The organism is Bradyrhizobium tropiciagri, assembly GCF_018130545.1.
GTDB lineage: Bacteria > Pseudomonadota > Alphaproteobacteria > Rhizobiales > Xanthobacteraceae > Bradyrhizobium > Bradyrhizobium tropiciagri_A.
The window spans coordinates 668,697-690,661 of the sequence record NZ_JAFCKF010000005.1 but is presented as its reverse complement, the minus strand read 5'-3'; the positions used below and the strand labels follow the sequence as shown (position 1 = coordinate 690,661).

General features: G+C 63.4%; 25 protein-coding genes. 10 read left to right on the top strand and 15 right to left on the bottom strand.

Going from position 1 to position 21,965, the window contains the following annotated elements; translation table 11 throughout:
• Window positions 1–8 precede the first annotated feature (8 nt).
• The 4 genes from JQ616_RS24755 to JQ616_RS24740 all read right to left on the bottom strand — a co-directional run bounded on the left by JQ616_RS24755 (window position 9) and on the right by JQ616_RS24740 (window position 5,841).
• Window positions 9–2,282, bottom strand: coding sequence for a polysaccharide biosynthesis tyrosine autokinase (locus JQ616_RS24755; RefSeq protein WP_212018942.1), 2,274 nt, complete (start codon window positions 2,280–2,282; stop codon window positions 9–11).
• 129 nt (window positions 2,283–2,411) lie between these two features.
• Window positions 2,412–2,996: a hypothetical protein gene (locus JQ616_RS24750; RefSeq protein ID WP_212018940.1), complete on the bottom strand. Its 585-nt coding sequence runs from the start codon at window positions 2,994–2,996 to the stop codon at window positions 2,412–2,414.
• A 174-nt stretch (window positions 2,997–3,170) separates the two neighbouring features.
• Complete coding sequence (locus JQ616_RS24745; protein ID WP_212018938.1) at window positions 3,171–4,589, bottom strand: O-antigen ligase family protein; 1,419 nt, start codon at window positions 4,587–4,589, stop codon at window positions 3,171–3,173.
• A 67-nt stretch (window positions 4,590–4,656) separates the two neighbouring features.
• Window positions 4,657–5,841, bottom strand: coding sequence for a polysaccharide biosynthesis/export family protein (locus JQ616_RS24740; RefSeq protein WP_212018936.1), 1,185 nt, complete (start codon window positions 5,839–5,841; stop codon window positions 4,657–4,659).
• A gap of 226 nt (window positions 5,842–6,067) precedes the next feature.
• Here JQ616_RS24740 and JQ616_RS24735 point away from each other — a divergent pair, with 226 nt between their 5' ends.
• The 5 genes from JQ616_RS24735 to JQ616_RS24715 all read left to right on the top strand — a co-directional run bounded on the left by JQ616_RS24735 (window position 6,068) and on the right by JQ616_RS24715 (window position 9,564).
• A complete protein-coding gene (locus JQ616_RS24735) occupies window positions 6,068–6,364 on the top strand; it encodes a hypothetical protein (protein WP_212018934.1) in 297 nt (98 codons plus the stop codon).
• A 127-nt stretch (window positions 6,365–6,491) separates the two neighbouring features.
• Window positions 6,492–6,755 carry a hypothetical protein gene (locus JQ616_RS24730; protein WP_212018932.1) on the top strand — a complete coding sequence of 88 codons (264 nt, stop codon included), beginning with the start codon at window positions 6,492–6,494 and terminating at the stop codon, window positions 6,753–6,755.
• Window positions 6,756–6,880: 125 nt separating this feature from the next.
• On the top strand, window positions 6,881–8,176 hold the full coding sequence (locus JQ616_RS24725; protein WP_212018929.1) for a hypothetical protein: 1,296 nt from the start codon (window positions 6,881–6,883) through the stop codon (window positions 8,174–8,176).
• 7 nt (window positions 8,177–8,183) lie between these two features.
• On the top strand, window positions 8,184–8,987 hold the full coding sequence (locus JQ616_RS24720; protein WP_212018927.1) for a metallophosphoesterase family protein: 804 nt from the start codon (window positions 8,184–8,186) through the stop codon (window positions 8,985–8,987).
• Window positions 8,980–9,564, top strand: a complete 585-nt coding sequence (locus tag JQ616_RS24715; protein ID WP_212018925.1) for a hypothetical protein — start codon at window positions 8,980–8,982, stop codon at window positions 9,562–9,564. The genes JQ616_RS24720 and JQ616_RS24715 overlap by 8 nt, the downstream gene beginning before the upstream one ends.
• Before the next feature lie 24 nt (window positions 9,565–9,588).
• Here the strand turns inward: JQ616_RS24715 and JQ616_RS24710 are convergent, their stop codons facing one another.
• On the bottom strand, window positions 9,589–11,031 hold the full coding sequence (locus tag JQ616_RS24710; protein ID WP_249137173.1) for an undecaprenyl-phosphate glucose phosphotransferase: 1,443 nt from the start codon (window positions 11,029–11,031) through the stop codon (window positions 9,589–9,591).
• Between the two features lie 95 nt (window positions 11,032–11,126).
• Between JQ616_RS24710 and JQ616_RS24705 the strand changes: the two genes are divergently transcribed.
• Window positions 11,127–11,432 carry a hypothetical protein gene (locus JQ616_RS24705; protein ID WP_212018923.1) on the top strand — a complete coding sequence of 102 codons (306 nt, stop codon included), beginning with the start codon at window positions 11,127–11,129 and terminating at the stop codon, window positions 11,430–11,432.
• Between the two features lie 15 nt (window positions 11,433–11,447).
• Here JQ616_RS24705 and JQ616_RS24700 read toward each other — a convergent pair whose 3' ends face one another.
• The gene (locus JQ616_RS24700; protein WP_212018922.1) at window positions 11,448–11,822 is read right to left on the bottom strand and encodes a helix-turn-helix domain-containing protein; all 375 of its coding nucleotides are present in this window, start codon (window positions 11,820–11,822) and stop codon (window positions 11,448–11,450) included.
• A 667-nt stretch (window positions 11,823–12,489) separates the two neighbouring features.
• On the opposite strand from JQ616_RS24700, the gene JQ616_RS24695 reads away from it, so the two are divergent.
• Window positions 12,490–12,678, top strand: a complete 189-nt coding sequence (locus JQ616_RS24695; RefSeq protein ID WP_212018920.1) for a hypothetical protein — start codon at window positions 12,490–12,492, stop codon at window positions 12,676–12,678.
• A gap of 186 nt (window positions 12,679–12,864) precedes the next feature.
• Here the strand turns inward: JQ616_RS24695 and JQ616_RS24690 are convergent, their stop codons facing one another.
• The 8 genes from JQ616_RS24690 to JQ616_RS24655 all read right to left on the bottom strand — a co-directional run bounded on the left by JQ616_RS24690 (window position 12,865) and on the right by JQ616_RS24655 (window position 17,179).
• On the bottom strand, window positions 12,865–13,074 hold the full coding sequence (locus tag JQ616_RS24690; protein WP_212018917.1) for a hypothetical protein: 210 nt from the start codon (window positions 13,072–13,074) through the stop codon (window positions 12,865–12,867).
• Between the two features lie 767 nt (window positions 13,075–13,841).
• The gene (locus JQ616_RS24685) at window positions 13,842–14,099 is read right to left on the bottom strand and encodes a hypothetical protein (protein ID WP_249137171.1); all 258 of its coding nucleotides are present in this window, start codon (window positions 14,097–14,099) and stop codon (window positions 13,842–13,844) included.
• A 58-nt stretch (window positions 14,100–14,157) separates the two neighbouring features.
• On the bottom strand, window positions 14,158–15,186 hold the full coding sequence (locus tag JQ616_RS24680) for an NAD-dependent epimerase (RefSeq protein ID WP_433995999.1): 1,029 nt from the start codon (window positions 15,184–15,186) through the stop codon (window positions 14,158–14,160).
• Window positions 15,187–15,279: 93 nt separating this feature from the next.
• Entirely contained in the window at window positions 15,280–15,696 is a 417-nt protein-coding gene (locus tag JQ616_RS24675) for a hypothetical protein (RefSeq protein ID WP_212018915.1), read from the bottom strand.
• Between the two features lie 56 nt (window positions 15,697–15,752).
• Complete coding sequence (locus tag JQ616_RS24670; RefSeq protein WP_212018913.1) at window positions 15,753–16,022, bottom strand: hypothetical protein; 270 nt, start codon at window positions 16,020–16,022, stop codon at window positions 15,753–15,755.
• Window positions 16,023–16,175: 153 nt separating this feature from the next.
• On the bottom strand, window positions 16,176–16,373 hold the full coding sequence (locus JQ616_RS24665) for a hypothetical protein (RefSeq protein ID WP_212018911.1): 198 nt from the start codon (window positions 16,371–16,373) through the stop codon (window positions 16,176–16,178).
• A 158-nt stretch (window positions 16,374–16,531) separates the two neighbouring features.
• Complete coding sequence (locus tag JQ616_RS24660) at window positions 16,532–16,708, bottom strand: hypothetical protein (RefSeq protein ID WP_212019182.1); 177 nt, start codon at window positions 16,706–16,708, stop codon at window positions 16,532–16,534.
• A 318-nt stretch (window positions 16,709–17,026) separates the two neighbouring features.
• The gene (locus JQ616_RS24655; protein ID WP_212018909.1) at window positions 17,027–17,179 is read right to left on the bottom strand and encodes a hypothetical protein; all 153 of its coding nucleotides are present in this window, start codon (window positions 17,177–17,179) and stop codon (window positions 17,027–17,029) included.
• Between the two features lie 236 nt (window positions 17,180–17,415).
• Here JQ616_RS24655 and JQ616_RS24650 point away from each other — a divergent pair, with 236 nt between their 5' ends.
• The gene (locus tag JQ616_RS24650) at window positions 17,416–18,393 is read left to right on the top strand and encodes a Ku protein (protein ID WP_212018908.1); all 978 of its coding nucleotides are present in this window, start codon (window positions 17,416–17,418) and stop codon (window positions 18,391–18,393) included.
• Window positions 18,394–18,511: 118 nt separating this feature from the next.
• Here the strand turns inward: JQ616_RS24650 and JQ616_RS24645 are convergent, their stop codons facing one another.
• Entirely contained in the window at window positions 18,512–18,676 is a 165-nt protein-coding gene (locus JQ616_RS24645; protein WP_212018906.1) for a Flp family type IVb pilin, read from the bottom strand.
• Between the two features lie 323 nt (window positions 18,677–18,999).
• On the opposite strand from JQ616_RS24645, the gene JQ616_RS24640 reads away from it, so the two are divergent.
• Both JQ616_RS24640 and JQ616_RS24635 read left to right on the top strand, forming a co-directional pair.
• Window positions 19,000–20,634 (top strand): thiamine pyrophosphate-requiring protein, encoded by a 1,635-nt coding sequence (locus tag JQ616_RS24640; RefSeq protein WP_212018904.1) that lies wholly within the window; start codon window positions 19,000–19,002, stop codon window positions 20,632–20,634.
• Window positions 20,635–20,716: 82 nt separating this feature from the next.
• Window positions 20,717–21,931, top strand: a complete 1,215-nt coding sequence (locus JQ616_RS24635) for an NAD(P)/FAD-dependent oxidoreductase (protein WP_212018902.1) — start codon at window positions 20,717–20,719, stop codon at window positions 21,929–21,931.
• Window positions 21,932–21,965: the final 34 nt, after the last annotated feature.

The window sequence follows — 21,965 nt, the reverse complement described above, 5'->3', positions numbered from 1 at the left end:
CGCGTGTCTCACTCGGTGTAGCCATAACGCCCATAGTGCGAGTTGTAATAGTAGTTCTTGCCGCCATAGCCGCTGTAGCGGCTCATCGCGGCGATGTCGGCCTTGTTGAGCACGACGCCGAGCAGGTTCTCGTTGACCGCGCGCGCACTGCGCAGCGCGCGCTCGACCACCTGCACCTGGGTCTTGCCCCATTCCACGATGAAGACGAAGGAATCGACGAAGTGCGCCGTGATGCGGACGTCAACCACCGGCGTCAGCGGCGGGAAATCGACGATCACGTAATCATACTGGCTGCGGACCCCATCGATGAAATCCTTCATCTGGTCGGAAGCCAGCACCTCGTGCGAATGCGCGATGCGCGACCGTGTAGCGCCCGGCAGGAAGGCGAGGCCAGTCTCCGAATCGCGCCACAGCACATCCTGCAATGTCGCATTGTTCGACAGCACGTCGAGGATGCCGCGCTCGGCGGTCGCGGCGACCTTGCGGCTGAGCGAGGGATTGCGCAGGTCGCAATCGATCAGCAGCACGCGTGCCCCGCTCTGGGCGACCAGCTGCGCGAACACGAAGGCCAGCGTCGATTTGCCCTCGTTGGGCAGCGCCGAGGTCAGGCCGAGGATCTTCGACGGCTTGGTGACGTTGAGGTCGGCATTGACCTTGATCGAGCGGATCGCTTCCGAGAATCGCGAGAACGGCGCATCGATCGCTGCCCACAGCACCGCCTCGTCGCTGCGCTGGATCGTGCGCGGACCGACCGGCAAATTGGGGCGGCCGGCCACCGGCGGCTTGAGCTGGCCCGGCGAGACGCGGGGCACGATCGCAACGCAATCGGCGTCGAGGATGGTCTCGACCATTTCGACGGTGCGGAACACCCGGTCGTAGAGGTCGCGCAGCACGCCGAACCCGAGCCCGGCGATCAGGCCGCCGAGCGCCGAGAGTGCGAGCACGACCAGGGTCTGCGGATGGCTCTTGCTCAGGGGACGCGAGGCACGGGTGATCACCCGCGCCTCGCTGACCGGGAACGACTGCTGCTGCACGTTCTCCATGTAGCGCTGCAGGAAATTGTCATAGAGCGAGCGATAGGTCTGTGCCGAGCTCTCGAGCTCGCGCAGCGTGACCTGCGCCTGGTTGGTGGACTGCGACTGCGACACCGAATCGTTGACGGCGCGCTCGATGTCGTTCTGGCGCTGCAGGGCGATCGCATAGTCGCTCTTGTAGCTTTCGGCGAGCCGCTTCAGCTCATCCATGATCGACGACTGGATCTCGCGCATCTGGTTGCGCAGATTGACCGCGGCCAGATGATTATAGCCATAACGCGACGACCAGTCGGCCTCGCGGTTGGCAAGCTCGAGATACTGCGAGCGCAGCTTGGTGATGACCTGGTTGTTCAGGGAATCGGCGACCGCCGCATCGGGGACGCCGCCCTTCACCACCGCGTCGATGCGGTCGAGCTTGGCCTTGGCGTCGGTGACCTGCGACTTCGCGTGCAGCAGCTGGGTGTTGAGCTCGCCGAGCTGCTGCTCGTTGAGCAGCTTGCCGCTGGAGGTGACGATGTTGTTGGTCTTCTTGTAGTCGAGCACCGCGCGCTCGGCGTTGGATGCCTGGGTGCGCAGCTCTGTGATGCGGTCCTGCAACCAGACGCTCGCGCGGCGGGTCGCCTGGTACTTGGAATCGAGCTGATCGACGATGTAGGCGTCGGCGACGGCGTTGGCTATCTGCGCCGCGCGCTCGGGATCGAGCGAGCGGAAGCTGACCTCGATTACATAGGTCATGCCGCGGCGGCGGACGTCGAGCTGCTTCTGGAAGGTGCGGACCGCGCGCCGGGTCCGGTCGAACTCGTTGGGCGGCGCGCTACCGGCGAACAGGCCGGTGACGAAATCCAGCACCGCTCCCGCCGCGCCGGCCTTGGAGCCGATGAATTCCGGATCCTCGTTGAGCTTGAGGTCGCGGATTACCGTGAGCGCCACGTTCTCCGACTTCAGGATTTCGACCTGGCTTTCGACCGCTGCAGAATCGACCGGAGCCTCGCTCACCGGCGACTGCTGCGGGAACGCCTGGAGTTTGCGCGTGTCGATGATCATCGTGGCAAGCGCGGTGTAACTCGGCGCCGCTGTCGCCAGGTAGCAGATGCCGCCGAACAGGCAGAGCCCGGCGGTGCCGAGGATCACCCAGTACTGCCGCAGCAAATAGGTGACGAAGGCGTCGAAGGTTTCCGCCAGCGACGGCAGTTCAGCCGGACGATTTCTCAGATCGACGGACGACGGAATCTGGTTGCGCTGAAGCATCTCGTTCTATCGCCGCGCCGGCAGGATGGATCCTGCCTTCGCGCCCTCCAATAGCGTCGGGAAACGTACCGCCGCCGACATCGAAGCGCATTGCTGCAGAGAGTTCTCCATTGGCAACCGGAAGCCCGCTCAGGGAGTCACTGTTGTAATGAGGGTGGTGCCGGTGCCCGTGCCCGAGCTGCTGACCGACGAGGTGAAGCTGAAGATGCCGGTGTTCACGCTGTTGCCGTTGATGGCCTCGAGCGCGCCGCCATTGGCGCCATTGGCGCCGATCGCGCTGGTCTGGCCGCCGGATGCGCCGGCGCTGCCCGCGCCGCCGGCACCGGTCGCGGCGGTGCCGGTATCACCCGACGCTGCGGCAAACGCCATCACAGTGTCGAGGTCCTTGGTGTCGGCGATCGCCTGCTGGATGCGCGTCGCGTAGGATTGGTTGCTGCGCACCACGATGCGCGCGGCCTGGGCGAGACCAGCGGCGATCGCCGTCTTCTGGTCCTTGCTTGCCTTGGCAAGCAGCGCGATCAGCGGATCGAGCGCAGTCGGATCGTTGAGGGCGAAGTCGCGCGCCCGCGAGGTCAATTCCACGCCCGCATTCGGAAACTGGCTCAGCAACTGCTCCGGATTGGCCTTGAAGTTCGTGACCGCCTGGGAGAGCTGGACCAGCCCGCCTGAGGTTTGCGCCATCGCAGCGCCGCCGGGCGCAGCGAACGCCAACATCACAAAAACCCCAAGGCGCGAGGCGGAAAAGCCGCCGGATCGCTCAAATGTGAACACAGCTATCTCCCTAACGAATACTAACAGTTCGTTAGCATAGCCAGAGTTATCGCGCCAATTAAAACCCCGGCCCGGCAGCGCGCCCGGCGCGCCCGGCGCGCCGCGCGGAAATCAACGTTAACTGGCCGCCCCGGCCGTAACATTGCCGTCACGGTCGCCGCGGGCACTGCTGGAGCGGAAGGATTGTGACAGGCCCGCCCCAAGCAAGGCGGCGATAACAACGACATAGCCGGTGATCTGGAGCGAGAAATCGATCATCGAATGCAGCGCGCCGGCAGCCGATGCGCACAGCGCCGCAAGCGGTACGATGACGTCGCGGCGGCGGGTCCGCACGCCATGCGCGAGCACGCCGAACGCTGCGAGCAGCGCGATCATGACAGCGCCGGCCATTAACATTCCGCCGTCGGACACGAGCTCGAGCCAACTGTTGTGCGCCCGGTTCCAGGTCCCGCGCAGCGAGATGTCGTCGGTGCGATAGGCCGGATAAACCCATTCGAAGGATCCGAACCCGTCGCCGAGCCAGGGATGGTCCCAGATCATCCGTAACGTCGCACGATACGTGGAGAACCGTCCCTCGTCCGACAGGCCCATCGTGCTGAAGCGCGCGCCGACGCCACCGCCGAGCAATTGCAGCAAAGCGAGTGCGACCAGGCTGCCGATGCCGAGCGCCACGATCAGACCGTAGCGGCGCGGCATCCGCTTGCGAAACAGGAGCGCGGCCGCGACGACGGCAGCCAGCAGCGAGATCGCGACCCCGCCGCGTGATCCGGTCAGAAACATTGCAATCAGGCAAATGAGCCAGCCGAACGCATGGCCGGCGAGCCGGCGCCGCGCCGGCCTGTCGAAGCGCGCCAATAGGCGCGGCAGGCTCGCCCGCCGCGACGGCCAATGCCGCTCGATCAGCTCGCAGCAGAACAGCAGCCAGATCAGGGCACAACAACCATAATAGATGGCAGCGGTGTTGCGGTTGACGAACGGCGAGGTCAGCCACTCCAGCTGCGCCTGCTTCTCGTGCAGCAGATAGATCCGGGTCGGATCGATCGCGAACGTGACGATGCCGCAGATCGCATAGGCAAGGCCCGCGAGCGCCACCGCCCGCAATAGCCCGCGCGCAAGGATGCGATTGGCTCCGAGCACGACGCCGATGGCAAAGGCAAGCAGGCAGACGATCCCGAGGCCAGCGGAATAAAACGGCAGATTGGTTGCGATCGTCACGACCGGCGGTAGCTCGGCGGGCAGCAATTTGCCGGCCTCCGCCCACAGCTCGTTCGGCGCTGCGCCGAGCCAGGGCCGGAGCGCCGATTGCTCGTGCAGCACCAGCACGGCGAGCGCCGTCAACAGCGCCGTCACCGCGAGGATCGCGAGCTGGCTGCCGCGCAGGCGCATCGGCAGCACCCCGAGCAGTGCGATCCCGAGCAGGATCGACCAGATCGCGGGTGCGACGGCCCCGACCGAGCCGAGCGGCAACGGCGCCAGCGCAACGACGGCGCAGAACAGCCACGACGACCAGCGCACCGGCCGCGGCAACGCCGTCATCTCGCCCGCGGCGGAAGGTAATCGTAGACGTGTCATGAAGCCGGCCGGGCCGGCTCACGCCCCAATATCAGGGCGCAAGCTTGATCGAATTACGAAGTAAGGTTGCGTTGTAGGCGGCCACGATCGGATCGTTCACCGTTGCGGTGACGAGGCGGATCTGCTGCATCAGCTTGGCGTCCTCGACCGAGGTCGCGTTCGACGCATAGAGCACGTCCTTGTTGCGCAACTGGAAACGCGTGGCCAGGAAATAGCCGGCCGGATCGCGGAAATTGATGTTGTAGACGACCGGGATGATCGGCCCTGAATATTTGCTGACGTCGATGCCGAGCTTGGCGGCGACTTCCGGCAGCTCGCCGCGATAGACGAACACCGAGGCCGGATCGGCCGAGGAATCGTTCAGGCCGCCCGCCTTGGCGACCGCTTCGGCGAGCGAGATGCGCCAGGCTTCGAAATTGAATTGACCCTGCGCGCCCGAGGCGCCGAAGGCGACGAAGGTCTGCGGCTCGCGGTAGACATAGATGGTGTCGCCGGGATGCGCGTAGATGTTGCTCTTGGGCTCGTAGACCAACTGGCCGAACGGCACGGTGGTGCGCTTGCCGTCACGCTCCAGCATCACCCAGGTGTCGAAACCCTGCCCTTTCGGGCCGCCGGCGCGCGTGATCGAATCGAGCACACGCTCGCCTGCGGCGTTGGCGGGGAAGCGGTTCGGCGTATTGACCTCGCCGAGCACGGAGATCAGCGAGGTGCGCTGCTCGATCAGGGCGACCACGGCCTGCGGCTCGATCGCGCGATTCTTCAGAGCATCGACGATCGAGCGCTGCACTTCGGCCGGGGTGCGGTTCTTGGCGCGGATCGCGCCGGCATAAGGCACCGAGATGTTGCCGTCGGTATCGACGTTCTGGTTCGGCAGTGTGATGTAGTTGCCGGGACGCACGCCGGCCTCGACCGGAATGAACAGACCGCCGGCGGCGGCTTCGAAGATCGTGACGCTGACGACGTCGCCGATACCGAAATGGATGTCCTTGGGTGGCGGGCCCTGAATGCCGCCGGCGAGTTGCGGCGCGAACGACGCCAGCACGTTCTCGACCTGCGGCGTGATCTTCACCATCGCATAGGGCAGGCTTTCCGCGTCCTTCTGGCCGGCAAGGACATCAGAGCTGGTCGGACCGTTGGTCGGCATGTAATGGCAACCGCCGACCCAGCAGGCGGCCGCAAGCAATAACATCACCCGAATGAAATTCGCACGCGACATTCAAATACTCCGGCCGTGCCGTAACACGCCGATTATCACAATCACAAGGTTCCGTGATATATTGCAGTGCAATTGATAAATAATGTTAGCAAGGTGCGGCAATTCGGCGACACCGGCGCACCGCCGTACAACAAAGACCCGGCGCGACATCACTCCGGCTTTGATTTCGTGTGACGTTCCAGTTATCTGTGAATGAGATAGTTTGTGTTAACCGATTGAGGGTTCGATGGCCCGCATGAAGTCCCTAATGATTGCCTTGGGAGCGGCCGCCTTCCTGCTTGGCGGCTCAGGCGTTTTTGCCGCCGAACTAGGCGTCTATAAAGCCCCGCGCGCCGTCGAGCGGGTCAGCGGCAATTGCCAGCGGCTGCAATATTGTCACGGCGATGTTTGCCAGTGGAAGCGGGTGTGCTGGCATGGCTGTCCGGACCGGTATTCGTGCGCCCCGCTCTATGGCGCCTACGGACCGTATGGCGGCCGCGACTATTGGGCGGCCTATAGCTATGGCGACTTGCGTCCGTTCTGAATGTTAATCGAATAACATAACTGCCGGCATGCGACGCCTGCCGGCGCCGCATTCGGCGGATTTCCGAGCACCGGATTAACCCCGGCTTAGCACCCGGCTCGCTAGGATGCGGGCGCAGGGTTTGGTTATGTTATTTGTTTTCCTCGGCAATTTGATCGGCGGCGCCGTGCTCGGGCTACGCCAGCACTGTCTGGTGCTGGCGCCGGTGGCGCTTGCGGAGCTCGCGCTGCTCGTCGTGATCGGCGGCGCGTGGTCGCAACCCCTGTTGTGCATGGTCATCGCGATGGTGGCGCTGCAAGGCGGCTATCTCGCAAGCAGCTTCGCGCCGCTGGTCTGGTCGCGCTGGTTCCGCAGCCCGACGCCGCTGCTCGCCCTGCGCCGCCCGCAATAGCGCCGCATAACACTGCCTGATTTGGCGCGCCCGATTCCCATTGACCTCGCGGCGAGCCCGGGGCATCCCGCTGCCTCGCGTTCTCATCCTCCGCAGGATCCTCCTCCTCAGGACTCGCCCCTCTCGTGTGGAACGTCACGACTTTCATCTGCATCCTGATCGGCGCGTCGATTCCGTTTGGCTTGATCGACGGATCGCTTGCCACCGGTCTGGTCGGTGCCACAACGTCGCTCGGACTGCTGGCAAGCCTGACGGCGATCCGTCCCGGTGAATTGTCGTTCCTGAAATCGGTCGCCGGCCCCGCAATTGCTGCAGCGCTGGTACCGATGCTCTGGATCGTCCTCCAGATGCTGCCGCTGCCGGCGCTGGCAAATCCGGTGTGGAAGTTCGCCGGCGAAACGCTCGGCGTATCGCAGACCGGCAGCATCACGATCGATACCGGCGCAAGCCTTGGCGCGCTGCTGGTCTGGCTTTCATTTCTGTCAGTGATGATCACCGCCGTGGCGATCGCGATCGATGCCCGCCGCGCCGACAGGGTGGCCCGCAGCGTTGCCGCGACGGCGGCGGTTGCGGGGCTCATCCTGCTATCGAACAGCGATCCGCTCAAGACGTGGCTGGGCGCGGCCAGCGCTGCGCGCGATGAGACGGCGAACGGCTTCCTGCTGATCGTTCTCACAGGCGTCCCGTTCAGCCTGGCGCGCGCGCTCGATGGCGGCGGCGGGCACGGCGATAACCGCACGCAGGCGCGGTTGGCGCAGTTGCGCCGGCTCTTTGCCACGAGCGCGCTGTTGTGCGCCATCTGCGCCTGCTGGTATGGGCGTCGCGGCGCCGCGATCGCGCTCGCTGCGGGCATCGCGCTCGTGCTGATGACGTTCGCCGCGCGAAAACTTCATCTGCATCGCTGGAGCAGCGCTGCTGCGGCGGCGGCGATCGCGCTGATCGCGCTGGCGACGGCGGTCGCCAACCGTCATCCGGATGTCCCGCTTGCCATCGCCTTCGCCGATGCGCCGGCCGAGCTCGTGCAATCGACCCATAACCTGCTCGCCGACCTGCCCGCGCTCGGCAGCGGCGCCGGCACCACGGCAATGCTGGCCTCGACCTACATGGACTGGCAAGGCGCAACCACGCGGCCGGTGGTCGCGACCAGCGCGGCCGCCTTGATCGCGCAGTTCGGTTCCGCCATGTTCTGGACGTTACTCGCGGTTACGGTCGCAGGCATCGCGGCATTCACGGTCGGCGCACGCAATCGCGGCCGTGACTGGTCTTATTCCGCGGCGGCCGCGGCCGTGTTGCTGACACTGGCGCTTGCCGTCTTCACCTTGCCGGAATTGCCGGCGCTGCCCGGAGTGATCGTGTTGGGAGCCGTGATCGGAACAGGACTGGCCCAGCGCATCAGCCGTCCACGGCTGCAGGCGGGTTAGACGGCAGATGCGCAGCCTCCTCCGGCGTCTTGTCGGCCAGACCGGCGACCTCGACCATGACGAGGGCGATGAGAGCTGCATCTACGCCGTCGGCGATGTCCACGGCCATGCCGATCTGCTGCACGAGATCTGCGCACGCATCGATGCCGATATCCGCAAGTCGCGACCGGCGCGGCCGGTCCAGGTGTTTCTCGGCGACTACATCGATCGCGGACCGGATTCGCGCGATGTGATCGCCATGCTCGAGCAACGCCGCCGCACCCGCAGCATGATCTGCCTGCTCGGCAATCACGAAGCGTGCCTGCTGGAGTTTCTCGTCAATCCCGACGTGCTGGCGCAGTGGCGGCAGTTCGGCGGCCTGCAAACGCTGATGTCCTACGGGCTCTCCCCCTCGCCCAATCCCGACGCCGCGGAGCGGCGGGCGCTGGCCCAGCAATTGGTCCGCCAGATGCCGCCGGCCCATCTCGCCTTCCTGCGCTCGCTGCCGATCTGCTACGTGCACAGCCGTTACTTCTTCGTGCATGCCGGCGTCAGGCCCGGCGTCGCGCTCAACCAGCAGCGCAAGGAAGACCTGCTCTGGATCCGCGACGACTTCCTGGTGTCGGAAGAGGATTTCGGCAAGGTCGTGGTTCACGGCCACACGCCGGTGCATGAGGCCGAGCTGCTGCGCAACCGCATCAATGTCGACACCGGCGCCTATGCGACCGGCCGCCTGACCTGCGTCAAGCTGGAGGGACCGCGCCGAACCCTGCTGATGACCGGCAACCGCGCCGCGCGACAGGCCAGGCACGAAGGCTCACACAATGGCTGATACGATCGGCCGGTATGCGCGACTGCTGTCGCCGGCATTCAAGCCGGCGGCAATTGGGATTGGCGCGGTGACGCTGGCGTTGTCGGCGTGGTGGCTCGCCGCCGATGCATTGCGCGTCAAGCCGTCGCTTGCGGCCAATATCGGCGCGGTCAGGAGCGAGCTGTGGCTGCGTGACGGCTGGAGCGAATTACAGCCATCGCCCGAGGCGGCCGAAGCCGCCTTCACGCGCGCGCTGCGGCTCTCGCCGATGGATTCCGGGGCCTGGTTCGGCCTCGCTTCGGCAACCGGGCGGTTCGACTGGCTGAACCCGACCGCGTCGAAGGCGCTGAAGATGTCCTACTACACCGGCTTCAACCGCAGCGACCTGATCGCGCCGCGCCTGCTCCTGCTGGCGCAGGTCGACACCACGCGCGATGTTGAGCTGGTCGATCTGCTGCAGCGGCAGATCCGCCTGATCCTGACCCGCGCGCCGGAGCTGAAGGGCGCGATCGGCCAGGCCTATCGCGTGGCGTCCGACGCCAACCGGCGCATCATCGAGGCCGAGTTCAAGGACGCTAACCAGAGCATTCCGGAGTAACGCGCACCGCGGCGCGGACAGCCGTCAGATACCCTTGTGCCGCAGCACCGCGCCGACCGTGCGGAGCAGGATGCGCAGGTCGAGCATGAAGCTCCAGCTCTTGATGTAGATGAGGTCGTGCGCAACGCGCAGCTGCATGTCCTCGATCGCAGGCGTCGCCCCGCGCAGTCCCTGCACCTGGGCGAGACCGGTGATGCCGGGCTTGACGTGCTGGCGCTGCGCATAGCTTGCGATCAGCTTGGAATATTTGTCGTCATGCGCCAGCGCGTGCGGCCGCGGCCCGACCAGCGACATGTCGCCGCGCAGCACGTTCACCAACTGCGGCAGCTCGTCGATGCTGCGTCGGCGCAGCGTCGCGCCGATCCCGGTCAACCGCGGATCGTTCGGCCGCGCCTGGGTGATGACGTCGCCATCCTCGAGCACATGCATCGAGCGAAACTTGAGGATATAAAATTGCTTGCCGTCGAACCCGTTGCGGCGCTGCCGGAACAGGATCGGCCCCCGGGAGTCGAGCTTGATCGCAATCGCCGTTCCGATCAGAAGCGGCGCGAACAGCACCAATAGGCCGCTGGAAGCCACGATGTCGAACAGGCGCTTGCCGGCACGCTCGAGCGAGGTGAGCGGCGAGCGCTGCATTTCCAGCGTCGGGATCGGGCCGGTCGCCACCATCCGCAGCGCCAGGAACCGTTCCGCCGTCCGATCCGGCAGCAACCGCACCGGCAAGGGCGAGGCCCGCAGCTGATCGCACACGAACTGGATCCGCGGCTCCTGCTGCCACGGCATCGCCAGGATGATCTCGTCGGCGCCGCACTCCCGCGCCGCGTGGATGGCCGAGACGACGGCCGCGCGATCGGTCGCGTCGTCGGACTGGCCGGACAGCTGAACCCGTCGCACCTCGCTGAGGCCGAAGTCGCGCAGCAGGCTCGCTTGCCGCACGCGCGACAGTTCGTCCGCCATCCCGACCACGACCGCACGGCGCGTTGCCAGCATGCCGCGGTCGATCGCGCGTTGCAGCGGCGCCTGCAGCAGCATGCGTCCGCTCACCAGACCAAGGCCGCCGATCAGGCCGAATGACAGCACCGATCCGCGCGAGACGCCGGAGCCGACCTTTAACAGGAAGATGATCAGGGTCATCAGCAGCACGACCAGCAGCCAGCCGCCGAGCAAGCTGCTCCAGCGCCGGTCGAGGCCGGCCAGCACTTGCAGGTTATAGAGGCCCTGCGACTTCGCCACGAACATGTGAAGGATGGCGGCGAGGACGCCGATCCCTAGAAAACCCTCGAAGCTGTTGCTATAAACCGTGTGGTAGTAAAACAGATGATAGGCCGCGCCGCCAATGATGCTGGACAGCACGACGATAGTCATCTCGAAAGCGACGGCAAACGCTTCGAGCGAGGCAAAAGCGAACGAGAAGGCGCCGAAGTTGACCGGTGCCTTCGCTAATCGAGCGTCCGAAAGGTCGGTCATCGGGAATTAACATTCGTGTTAACAATTCATATGTTTAATATCAGGCAGGTCGTGAGCTCGCAAGACCTGCCGGCAATATCAGGCAGAGAGCATCGATGAGTTCAACGGCTGGCGAAACCGAGGCCGCGCTTGTGGCCCTCCTTCACTTGATCCGCCTGATGGGCGCCGAACTCGTCGCGGGTCAACATCGCGACGACGTCGAGCTGCTCGTCAAAGCAGTCGAAACAAAGCTGCGATCGGCGCGCTTTCCGGCCGAAATGCCGAATCAGGACATCGTCAATGGTCTGGACCTCGCACAGGCCAGACTGCGTCCAATCCTCGAAGAGCTGCGCGCACGCTCAGAAAAAGCGCATCTGAGCGACCAGCTGTTGCTGGCGCCCAGGCCCTCACGAATCCACTAACGGATCAGCCTATCGTCAGCTCTGCACCTCACCACGGCGGGGCAAACCGTTCCCGCCGCTGGATCTGAGCGCAAGCTTCTCCTCGATCTTCATTTTCTCGAGCAGCAGGTCGGTCACAATCCGGCGCAGCCGTTCATTTTCCAGCCGCAATTCGTCAATACGGTTGCGGGCGGGGGGGATCCCATCTCGATCTTCGGTGTGAGCAGCGAACTCGGTAACAGTACCATTCGCCGAGTGGCCGCGCGCGGCCTCCTGCTTACGCCAGCGGTGAAATGTCATCACGCTAACGCCCAGCACCTTGCACGCTTGGGCTTGTGACTGCCCCCGCGCCATGAGTTCCTCGGCCTGCTTGACCTTGGAACTGATCTCGTCAGTTGAATGACGCCTCATTGGTCATCTCATTGCCCCCTAGATTAGCAATAATCGCATGGCCTATAAGCTATGTAAATGCAACAGGAATTCAAATTGAGGATTTCCCCGGGGGTCTTTCGGGAGCCTCAAGCTTGCCGTCGGCAGCACCGCATTGTGCGAAGAAACGCCGAAGCTGCAAGGTATTTACTGAAATATCTGAGCAATATTCCTGCGCAGAAGGGGGACGATAAAAAAAGTTATACGACTTTTTGGGTATGAGATTTTGATCTGAATAACTGGCGCACCGTTTGCATTCTCCCATGAGAAGCAAATGAGAATGTCCAATCGGTCCCGCGACAGATTGTGAGGGCACCATGCTCCTCTGTGATATCACCGCCACCAGTCAAGCGAGAGTTTCACAAAATTATAACAAATTAATCGCGCGGCTTTCGCCCGCGACCGCTTGCGGGCCTGCACGCGCAGCAGTAGTTACGAAGTCGTTAGGTGTCATGAGAGTTTCAACATATTTGAGGACTATTTTCACGACATCTAACGCTCATAACGCGATCCACGAATTATCGATTAAGCACTTTCCCACCCAGGGCCATCAGGCGGACCCAAGACCGCCCGACGATCTGCGAACCATTCTGTGCTGACGCTTGTCAGAGCCAGCCTCTGACCAACAAATTTTACGGGGATCGACACTATGGCGCGTCTCAAGGTCTTCGAGGGGAACCAATCCGCATCCAATGAGGCAGCCGAGGCCCTGGAACGCCTGGTCGCAGAGAATTCCGAGCTCCGGCATACCGCCGTCGAGCTGGTCTTGCAGACCTGGATCCTGCGCGAGCGCCTCTCCGATGTGGTGACGCACAAGCCCGTGCGGCAGGAACACTGACTGTCCCTCCCCGCGCGACTGCAACCTTTCGTAGCAAATGCCCGTCAACTCGCCATCACGAGCGGCGGGCCGGAGCATACTTCAATCTGAAATTGATTGCCCGCAGCAGCAAGCGCGCCAGCATCCTCGCCGAATGGCTTGGATGTGGCCGCAAATTCTGCTCAGTGAGAAATGGGCTGACGGATTTTAGCTGTGGACCCGGCGCAGCGCGACACGCGGGGTGTTCTGCTCACGGGACATGCCGAACGAACGCGACGAGCTCGGGCGCTCGTGGATTTCACGCAGTTCGGCGATATCAAGCATCAGCGCAACGACTTCGTTGCGCAGCGATTGATTGGTCGCGAGCAACGCCTCTTCGATCGGCTGATGCAAATGTTGAATCTTGTGCTGCTTCATGGCGCGCCCTCGCTCTGCGGTTAAGGGTATGAGCGATGTGATTGAAGTTTCGATGACAGAGTTATTCCGCGCACATGGAATGCGGCTAATGGGGCAGGTTTGCGACAAACATGGCTCCGCGTTAATTTTTCTCAATCAGGTTCCACAACCTGATCGCGAAGCGTTCGATCGATGGCCTGAATGTGTCGCGGAGATGCGACAGCCGCGGCAGCGATAAGGCGCGCAACCAGACAACGCAAATCAGCGAAGATCGGAAATTCGACCAAGCGCATGAAATCGCTAGGCGAACATCGATAAGCGCCGTGGCTTGAGCTGCTGGACGCGCGTTGGCCTGGGATCACAATATCGCCGCGTTACGGCGACGACGCGATGAGGACACGCTCCGCTGCGCACAAGATATTCCACCAAGCCTGCTCCATCGACGCAAAATCTGCTATCCCCACTCATCAAGGATCGCAGAGTGTTGCGACCGGTTGCGAATGTTGAAGCGGCGTCTGGCGGCCCGATCCCGTTCCGAGCGATGCGACGAAATGTTTCCGCGCGCGACAGCCGAGCAGGCGCGATATTCGTCTCCAGCGAATTCAAACACGATAGCTCTATTCTAATTCAAATGAGCGGACTGATGCGTCCGGTTTGCATGGAGAGCGGGCGCGCATTGATGCGTTTGCCGCTTGATTCCACATGTTTTGCACGATCACCAGGCAAACAGCTGAGCGTCACGAATCGTCATAAGCATCGCTAATTCGGAATGCGCATCGCGATGCCTGCTATTTCGAATTAGCAGACGCGTCGTCGTCCATCTTGCCGCCATTGGCGACGCACTTGTTGAAATAGTCCCGCTGGGCCTTGGCGCCGCCCTTGGCACTGCCGGAGGCCGGATTGCCGGGCTGCAGCGGTGGAAATGCCTTCGCCACCAAAGCATCGCAGGCGCGTGCCACTTTGACGTCGATCGCGTGCGCCGGAACGATGATGCCCGAGATGATAATCACGGCAGGAGCGATCGCAAAACCAGAGATAACTCTCATGACAAGACTCCGTTCCATGCCGAACCGGCTTTTATCGCGCCCGGATTCGGAAGGAGCACTACGTCCGATCGACGTCGTGATAGTCCCGGTACCAAGCGACAAACCTGGCAATGCCGTCCTCGATCCGTGTCTGCGGCCGGAAGCCGATTTCGCGCTCGAGGTCGGAGACGTCGGCTGACGTCTCCAGGACATCCCCAGGTTGCATCGGCTGCAACTGCTTTTCGGCCTGCCGGCCAAAGCCCTGCTCGAGCAGCGCCACCACATGCATCAGGTCTTCCGGCCGCGAGTTGCCGATATTGTACACCCGCCAAGGTGCCGTGCTCGACCCCGGATCGGGATGCGCTCCGGACCAGCCGGTGTCGCCCTCGGGCGGGCGGCCGATCAGCCGCACCATCGCCTCGACCACGTCATCCACATAGGTGAAGTCGCGCCGCATATTGCCGTTGTTGAACAGCTGGATCGGCTTGCCCTGCGTGATCGCGTCCGCGAACGCATAGAGCGCCATGTCCGGCCGATACCACGTACCGTACACGGTGAAGAAACGCAGCCCGGTCGTCGGAATGCGATAGAGGTGGCTGTAGGAATGGGCGATCAGCTCATTGGCCTTCTTGGTCGCGGCGTACAGGCTGACCGGATGATCGACATTGTCGTGGATCGAGAACGGCAGCTTGGTGTTGGCGCCGTAGACCGACGATGAGGACGCAAACAGCAGGTGCTTGCAGGCGGTATGCCGGCAGCCCTCGAGGATGTTGAGGAAGCCCTCGAGATTGGAATCCACATAGGCGTGCGGGTTCTGCAGCGAATAGCGCACGCCGGCCTGTGCGGCGAGATGCACCACCACCTCGAAGCGATAACGCTCGAACAGTGCCTTCATCCCGGCCCGATCGGCGAGGTCGAGCTCGAGGAAGGTGAAGCCGGGGTGCTGCTTGAGCAGATCGAGCCGCGCGCGCTTCAGCGCCGGATCATAATACTGGTTCAGATTGTCGATGCCGATGACCGGCTGCCCTGCCCGCAGCAGATGCTCCGCCAGATGGAAGCCGATAAAGCCGGCGCAGCCCGTGACGAGTAGATTGCCTGCGATCACCACGTCCTGCCTGTGTCTTTCGCCTTGCGCCGAAGCTGCCGAAAGCGCCATCACACGCGGCGGCCTCTTCCGCCTTCGCGTCGACCGCAAGGCACCTCAGTTGCCGGCGGCCGCAGCCTTGTAGTCCGGAAAGCGGCTCAGTACCGCGGCCTTCAGGAACTTGAAGTGCGCAATCTCGGTCGCCAATTCCTTCAGCCGACGCTGGCCGTTGAGGATCTCGGCGTCAAACAGGTCCTGATGATGATTGTCAAGCGCCTCGCGCTCCAGATACTCATCGGTGCCGTTGCCGAGCGTCACCGCGGCGCGGGCCAGAACGTCGTCGACGCGACGGCCAAGGCCGGATTGCTCGCTTTCGGCTGCCTGTAGCGCGCCATCGATCGCGGCCATGATCGATCCGATCCGGGCACGATCGGTCTCGGCGTCGCGCTCGGCCGAGCGAGCCTTGAAACCTTCCTCGCCGCGGCGCGACCCAATCAGGTCATTCGCGCGAGCCCGCAAAAACAGCTGAAACATCTGTCAGTATCCGGTTCGGGCCCATTCAGGCAGGATAGGTCAAAAATCGCCCGGTCTTAGTTAAAAAAGGGTGAATTGCGCTCGTGCCCGGCACTCAGATCGGCCTTCCATTTGATCCAGGCCTTATCATGCTTGACGTAGAGTTCCAGCCACCGGCCCTCGCCGGCGGACGGCACGAGCCCTTGCCGCTCCTCTTCCCCGTCCGGCAACGCTGAGTCCAGACCCTCGAACTCCGACGTCTCTTCAAGCGTGAGACCGACCAGCACGCGCCGGCCACTGACATCGACGACATACCGCCTCGGCGAATGCCCCCTGAGATCACTCATGCTGTGCAAGTTCCCTCACGCTGCGGAGAGCCGACGGCAAGACCAAGCCGACACCCAGCCCGGCTGCCGTAACGCAGACAAGATGACCGATTGCGCATCGCACGCCAACCCCAACTCACCCCACTGTTGCGCTACCTCGATCGAACTAGCCCGCTAGAACGCCCGGCGCATATGGCCGAATGCGCTGACCGGCTGTTCCCGTCTCGACGATCTGGCGGCCGACGGCGCCACATAAGGCGCATAGATCCGGTATTGCGCGCGGCGCCGATGCGATCGCCACGAGCGCGCGGCGAAGCCGGAGAAGAAACCTGCGACGAATGCCGCCGCGAGAATGAGAACAGGAGAAAGCATCACAGTCATCCACATTCGCCCCTATGTTATTAACATTCGGACTTGTGACGACATCATGATTGGGCGCGCCGAAAGATTGTTCAGCCGCTGGAATTTTTATGCAATCGAACGGCGCAACAATGATCGGGCGCCAATTGGAGTTGTTCTCGCGAACGATCTCAGGAGAACCACCAGAGCATGAATTTCAGAAACATCGAGCTGAGAAGATAAATCCACCCCGCCATCGCCAGCACAGTCAGTCCGACGAAGACACCCGATGCGCTTTTCTCCTTGAGGCGCACCAACAGCGAGTTTTTTTCTTCTTGCCGATACAACATCTCAAGCTCAAGACGCATCTGATTCAAATCAGCTAGCAGTCAATTTCGATGATCTCGTGACGCGCCGCGTGAGCAATTCGCGCGCTGCATCACAGATCATCATTGCAAAATCTCGTGAAGCCGCGGGGCATCGTTGAACCGAAATTCTTGGTTCGAGAGCATTCCACTCGGGCAGATTTGCATCACGCATCACACAAGGTTCGCCGTGCCTGGACGGCTGGCGCGAGAGGCAGGCGGAATCGACCCGCACGCATTGTCGCGGGCGCATGGCGCCACGCTCCGCCCGCATCGCTATTTAACATTGAAGACCTCGCATGCGAGAGCAAGGATACAGCGCTACACGCGGAAGACGACGAACCGGACAATGCCGAGGATCAGGACGGCAAGCCCGGTCGAGGCCGCGAGCAGCACGAGAACCGACGGTCCGGGCTCGGCCTGGCGCGCCGCGGTCGAGGTTTCAATGATCGGACCGTGCCGTTCCGCTGCCACGGGACCTGCCTGCTCTGTAATTCCGGCGATTGCCGCTCCCCTGCGCAAGGCCGACGCGCGATCCGGCGTGACGTTCCGAACCGTTGGCGGCGATCCCGCCCACCGCGTCAAACGGGCGCAGGCTAGAGGCCACGGTTAACGCCGTTACGAGATTCACCGGGCCGTGTTGTTTCAAACTGGGGTTCCCGGTGTTATCCTCGACCGTTCCGTCGGTTGCGTAATCGGAGTTTCCGCCCATGGCCCCTCGCGCCAACTGGAAGGGCTTTTTGCGCCTTTCGCTCGTGACTTGCCCGGTTGCCCTGTACCCGGCGACGTCGGATACCGAGAAGGTCTCCTTCAACCAGATCAATCGCAAGACCGGCCACCGCATCAAATACGCCAAGGTCGATGCGGAGACCGGCGAGGAAGTCGCAACCGACGACATCATGAAGGGCTACAAGGTCGACACCGACACCTATATCGAGGTCACCAAGGAAGAGCTCGACGACATCGCGCTGGATTCGACCCGCACCATCGAGATCGACGAATTCGTGCCGCGCAGCGAGATCGACAGCCGCTATCTGATCCGCCCCTATTACCTCGTGCCCGACGGCAAGGTCGGCCACGACGCCTTCGCGGTAATCCGCGAAACCATCCGCAGCATGGACAAGGTCGCGATCGGCCGCGTGGTGCTGACCAATCGCGAGCACATCATCGCGCTCGAGCCGCTCGACAACGGGCTGATGGGCACGCTGCTGCGCTACCCCTATGAGGTACGCAGCGAGAAGGAATATTTCGACGACATCCAGGATGTGAAGATCACCAAGGACATGCTCGATCTCGCCAAGCACATCGTCGAGCAGAAGTCTGCCGAGTTCGATCCGGAGGAGTTCGAGGACCGTTACGAGCAGGCGCTGATCGACCTGATCAACCAGAAGCGCAACGGCATCAAGATCGCCAAGCCCGCGGCCAAGGCCAGCGGCAACGTCATCAACCTGATGGACGCGCTGAAGAAGAGCCTCGCCAACGAGAAGCAGGCCGCGCCGGCCAAGAATGAAGCAAAGGCGGCGAAGGGCAAGAAGCCGAAGAAGCGCATCGAGGGCCAGCGCGAGATGCTGCTGCCGATCTCGGGCAGCGGCAAGCGCGAGCCCAAGGAGATCGCCAAGCCCGAGCCGAAGAAGGCCGAGAAGACGACGCGTGCGCAGGGCACCGCGGCGCGGAAGAAGGCTGGCTGACCTTCGCGCGCATGCCGATGCTGCGCGCGTTGAATGAAGACGGCCGAGACGGCTAAATCGGGAACGCGATGAAGCGGCGCCTCCCGGCGCTTACTTGCAGCGATTTACTTGCAGCGGCTTACTTGAATGCCGAACTGACGGCCGTGAACTGGCCCGCCACCTGGGTGCCGATACCCCTGACGCCGGCGACGATCACGATGCTGATGCCGCCAGCAATGATGGCGTATTCGATCGCGGTCGCCCCGACCTCATCTCGCAGAAACCTTGCCAGCAACGCGTACATGAAAAGCTCCTGTCCGACGCTCGCGGCTTTGTCTCCCGCGCCGTAGTAATATGCCAGCAAAACTAGGCCACATTGGTTGACGGCCCATTGAGGGAAAGGATGAACGATCGCTTAAGGGCTGCGCAGAAATTCGCTGCCAGTTTTGCCTGCATCATGGTGCCGCCGCGCGCGGAATCCGCCCGCGATTGGGCGTAAACGCATATCAGGACTACCCGATCCGGCCCGCCGCTCGGCTTTACCCGTCGGCGGAATCCTGTTCCTTTATCGGACAGGACGACAACGAGGCCGGAACGAACCGGCCGCATCCAAAGGGAGTGACCGTCATGAAGCTCGGCACCGCGATCGCGGAAATCATGAAGCGCGAGGGGATCGAGATCCTCACGGGCTATCCGGTCAACCATCTGATCGAATACGCGGCCGCCGCCGACATCCGCCCCGTGATGGTGCGTCAGGAGCGCATCGGCGTGCACATGGCGGACGCGATCTCCCGCGTCACCTCGGGCGAGAAGATCGGCGCGTTCTGCATGCAGCACGGCCCGGGCGCCGAAAATGCGATGGGCGGCGTCGCGCAATGCTACGGCGAATCCGTCCCCGTCTTGGTGCTGCCGATGGGCTATGCGCGCCGTCTTGCCAACATCGATCCGAATTTCAACTCCAGCCAGGCGATGAAGGCGTTCTCGAAATCCTCGGAGCCGATCAACATCGCAGCTGAAGTCGGCAACATCTTCCGCCGCGCCTTCACCAAATTGAAGAACGGCCGCGGCGGGCCCGTGATCGTCGAGATCCCCGCCGACATGTGGAACGAGGAGGTGCCGGAGCCGCTCAACTACACGCCGGTGCTGCGCACCCGCTACGGCGCCGATCCCGTCCATGTGAAAGAGGCCGCTGCGCTGCTTATCAACGCCAAGCGCCCAGTGATCTATGCCGGCCAGGGCGTGCACTATGCGAAGGCCTGGCCGCAGCTGAAGCGGCTCGCCGAACGGCTCGCAATCCCCGTCACCACGAGCCTCGGCGGCAAATCGTCATTCCCGGAGACACATCCGCTGTCGCTCGGTTCCGGCGGCCTTGCGGTGCCGCGCGCGGTGCCGAAGTTTTTGGCTGAGGCCGACGTGATCTTCGGCATCGGCTGCTCCTTCACCGAGACTTCGTTCGGCATCGCGATGCCGAAAGGCAAGACCATCATCCATTCGACGCTCGATCCGAACCACATCAACAAGGATGTCGAGGCCAAAATCGGCCTGGTCGGCGACGCCGGCCTCGTGCTCGACGCACTGCTGGAGGAGATCGGCAAGTCCGTGACCGCGGACCGCAACGCCGGCGCGGTTGCCGAGGAGATCGCCGCCTCCCACAAGGAATGGCTCGCCAAATGGATGCCGAAGCTGACGCACAACGATGCGCCGCTCAATCCCTACCGCGTGCTGTGGGACCTGCAGCACACCGTCGACATCCATAACACGATCATCACGCACGACGCCGGCAGCCCGCGCGACCAGCTGTCGCCGTTCTGGAAATCGGTCGAGCCGCTGTCCTATATCGGCTGGGGCAAGACCACGCAGCTCGGCTACGGTCTCGGCCTCGCGATGGGCGCCAAGCTGGCAAAACCGGACAAGCTCTGCATCAACGTCTGGGGTGACGCCGCGATCGGCTTCACGGGTATGGACTTCGAGACCGCGGTGCGCGAGCGGATTCCGATCATGTCGATCCTCCTGAACAATTTCTCGATGGCGATCGAGCTGAAGGTGATGCCGATCTCGACCGAGAAATATCGTTCGACCGACATCTCCGGCGATTACGCCGCGATGGCCCGCGCCTTCGGCGGTTATGGCGAGCGGGTGACCAAGCCCGAAGACATCATCCCCGCGATCAAGCGCGGCATCCAGAAGACCAAGGAAGGCATCCCCGTGCTGCTGGAATTCATCACCAGCAAGGAGACCGAGGTGTCGCGGCCGGGAACGTAAGGCGACCTCACGCGCCCTCTCCCACTTGATTTGACCTCGCGAGCGCAGGCAAGCTCCCTCCGACGCAAGATCGGAGGGAGCAATGGAACGCATCCTGGTGCTGGGGGCCGGCTTTGCCGGGCTGTGGGCCGCGCTCGGTGCGGCCCGCATGCGTGATGAGATCGGCGCGCGGGCAACGGACACCGAGATCCTCGTCGTCGATCGCAACGCCTATCACAACATCCGGGTGCGCAATTACGAGGTCGATCTCGGCGACGTCGCGCTGCCGCTCAAGGAGCTACTCGATCCCGTGGACGTCAGGCACATCGTAGCCGAGGTCACGGCAATCGATCCGGCGAAGCGCGAGGTCGCGGTCAAAACTGGCTCCGGCGCTGACACGCTGACTTACGACCGGCTGGTGCTGACGACCGGCAGCGAGCTGGTCCGCCCGGCCATATCAGGCCTTGCCGCGCATGGCTTCGACGTCGACACCTATGAAGCAGCCATGCGGCTCGACGCGCATCTGGCTGCGCTCGGCAAGCAAGCGCCATCGCCGGAGCGTTCAACGGTCGCGGTCGTCGGCGCGGGGTTCACCGGGATCGAGGTCGCGGCCGAGATGCCGGCCAAACTCGCGCACGCCGGCATCACGGGCGATCATCGCGTTATCCTGATCGATCCCAATCCTGTGGTCGGTGCGACCTTCGGTGCGCATGGCCGTCCGGTGATCAACGAGGCGCTCGCCGCGCTCGACGTCGAGACGCGGCTGAATGTCAGGGTCAATGCCGTCGGCGCCGACAGCATCACGCTTGATAGCGGCGAGATCATTGCGACGAAGACCGTAGTGTGGTGCGCCGGCATGCGCGCGAGCCCCCTCGCCGCGATGCTGCCGGGCAAGCGCGACGCGCTCGGCCGGCTGGCGGTCGATCACACCATGCGGGTCGAGGGCCTCGAGGGCGTGTTCGCCGCCGGCGACGTCGCCGCCTGCCTGATCGACGGCGCGCATCCGACCGTGATGTCCTGCCAGTTCGCGCGACCGATGGGCCGCTTTGCTGGGCACAACGTCGTGGCCGACCTGTTCGGGGAGCCACTGCTGCCGCTCAATATCGACTGGTATGTGACGGTGCTCGACCTTGGCGCCTGGGGCGCGCTCTACACCACCGGCTGGGACCGCGAGGTGCACACGACAGGCGCCGCCGCCAAGCTTACCAAGCAGACCATCAACCAGCAGCGCATCTATCCGCCGCGCAACGGCGATCGCGCCGCGCTGCTCGCGGCTGCCGCGCCGACGATCCAGGCGGCACCGCCGACCCGCAAATAGCAGAAGGGGCGGCCACCGCGTGACCGCCCCTCGC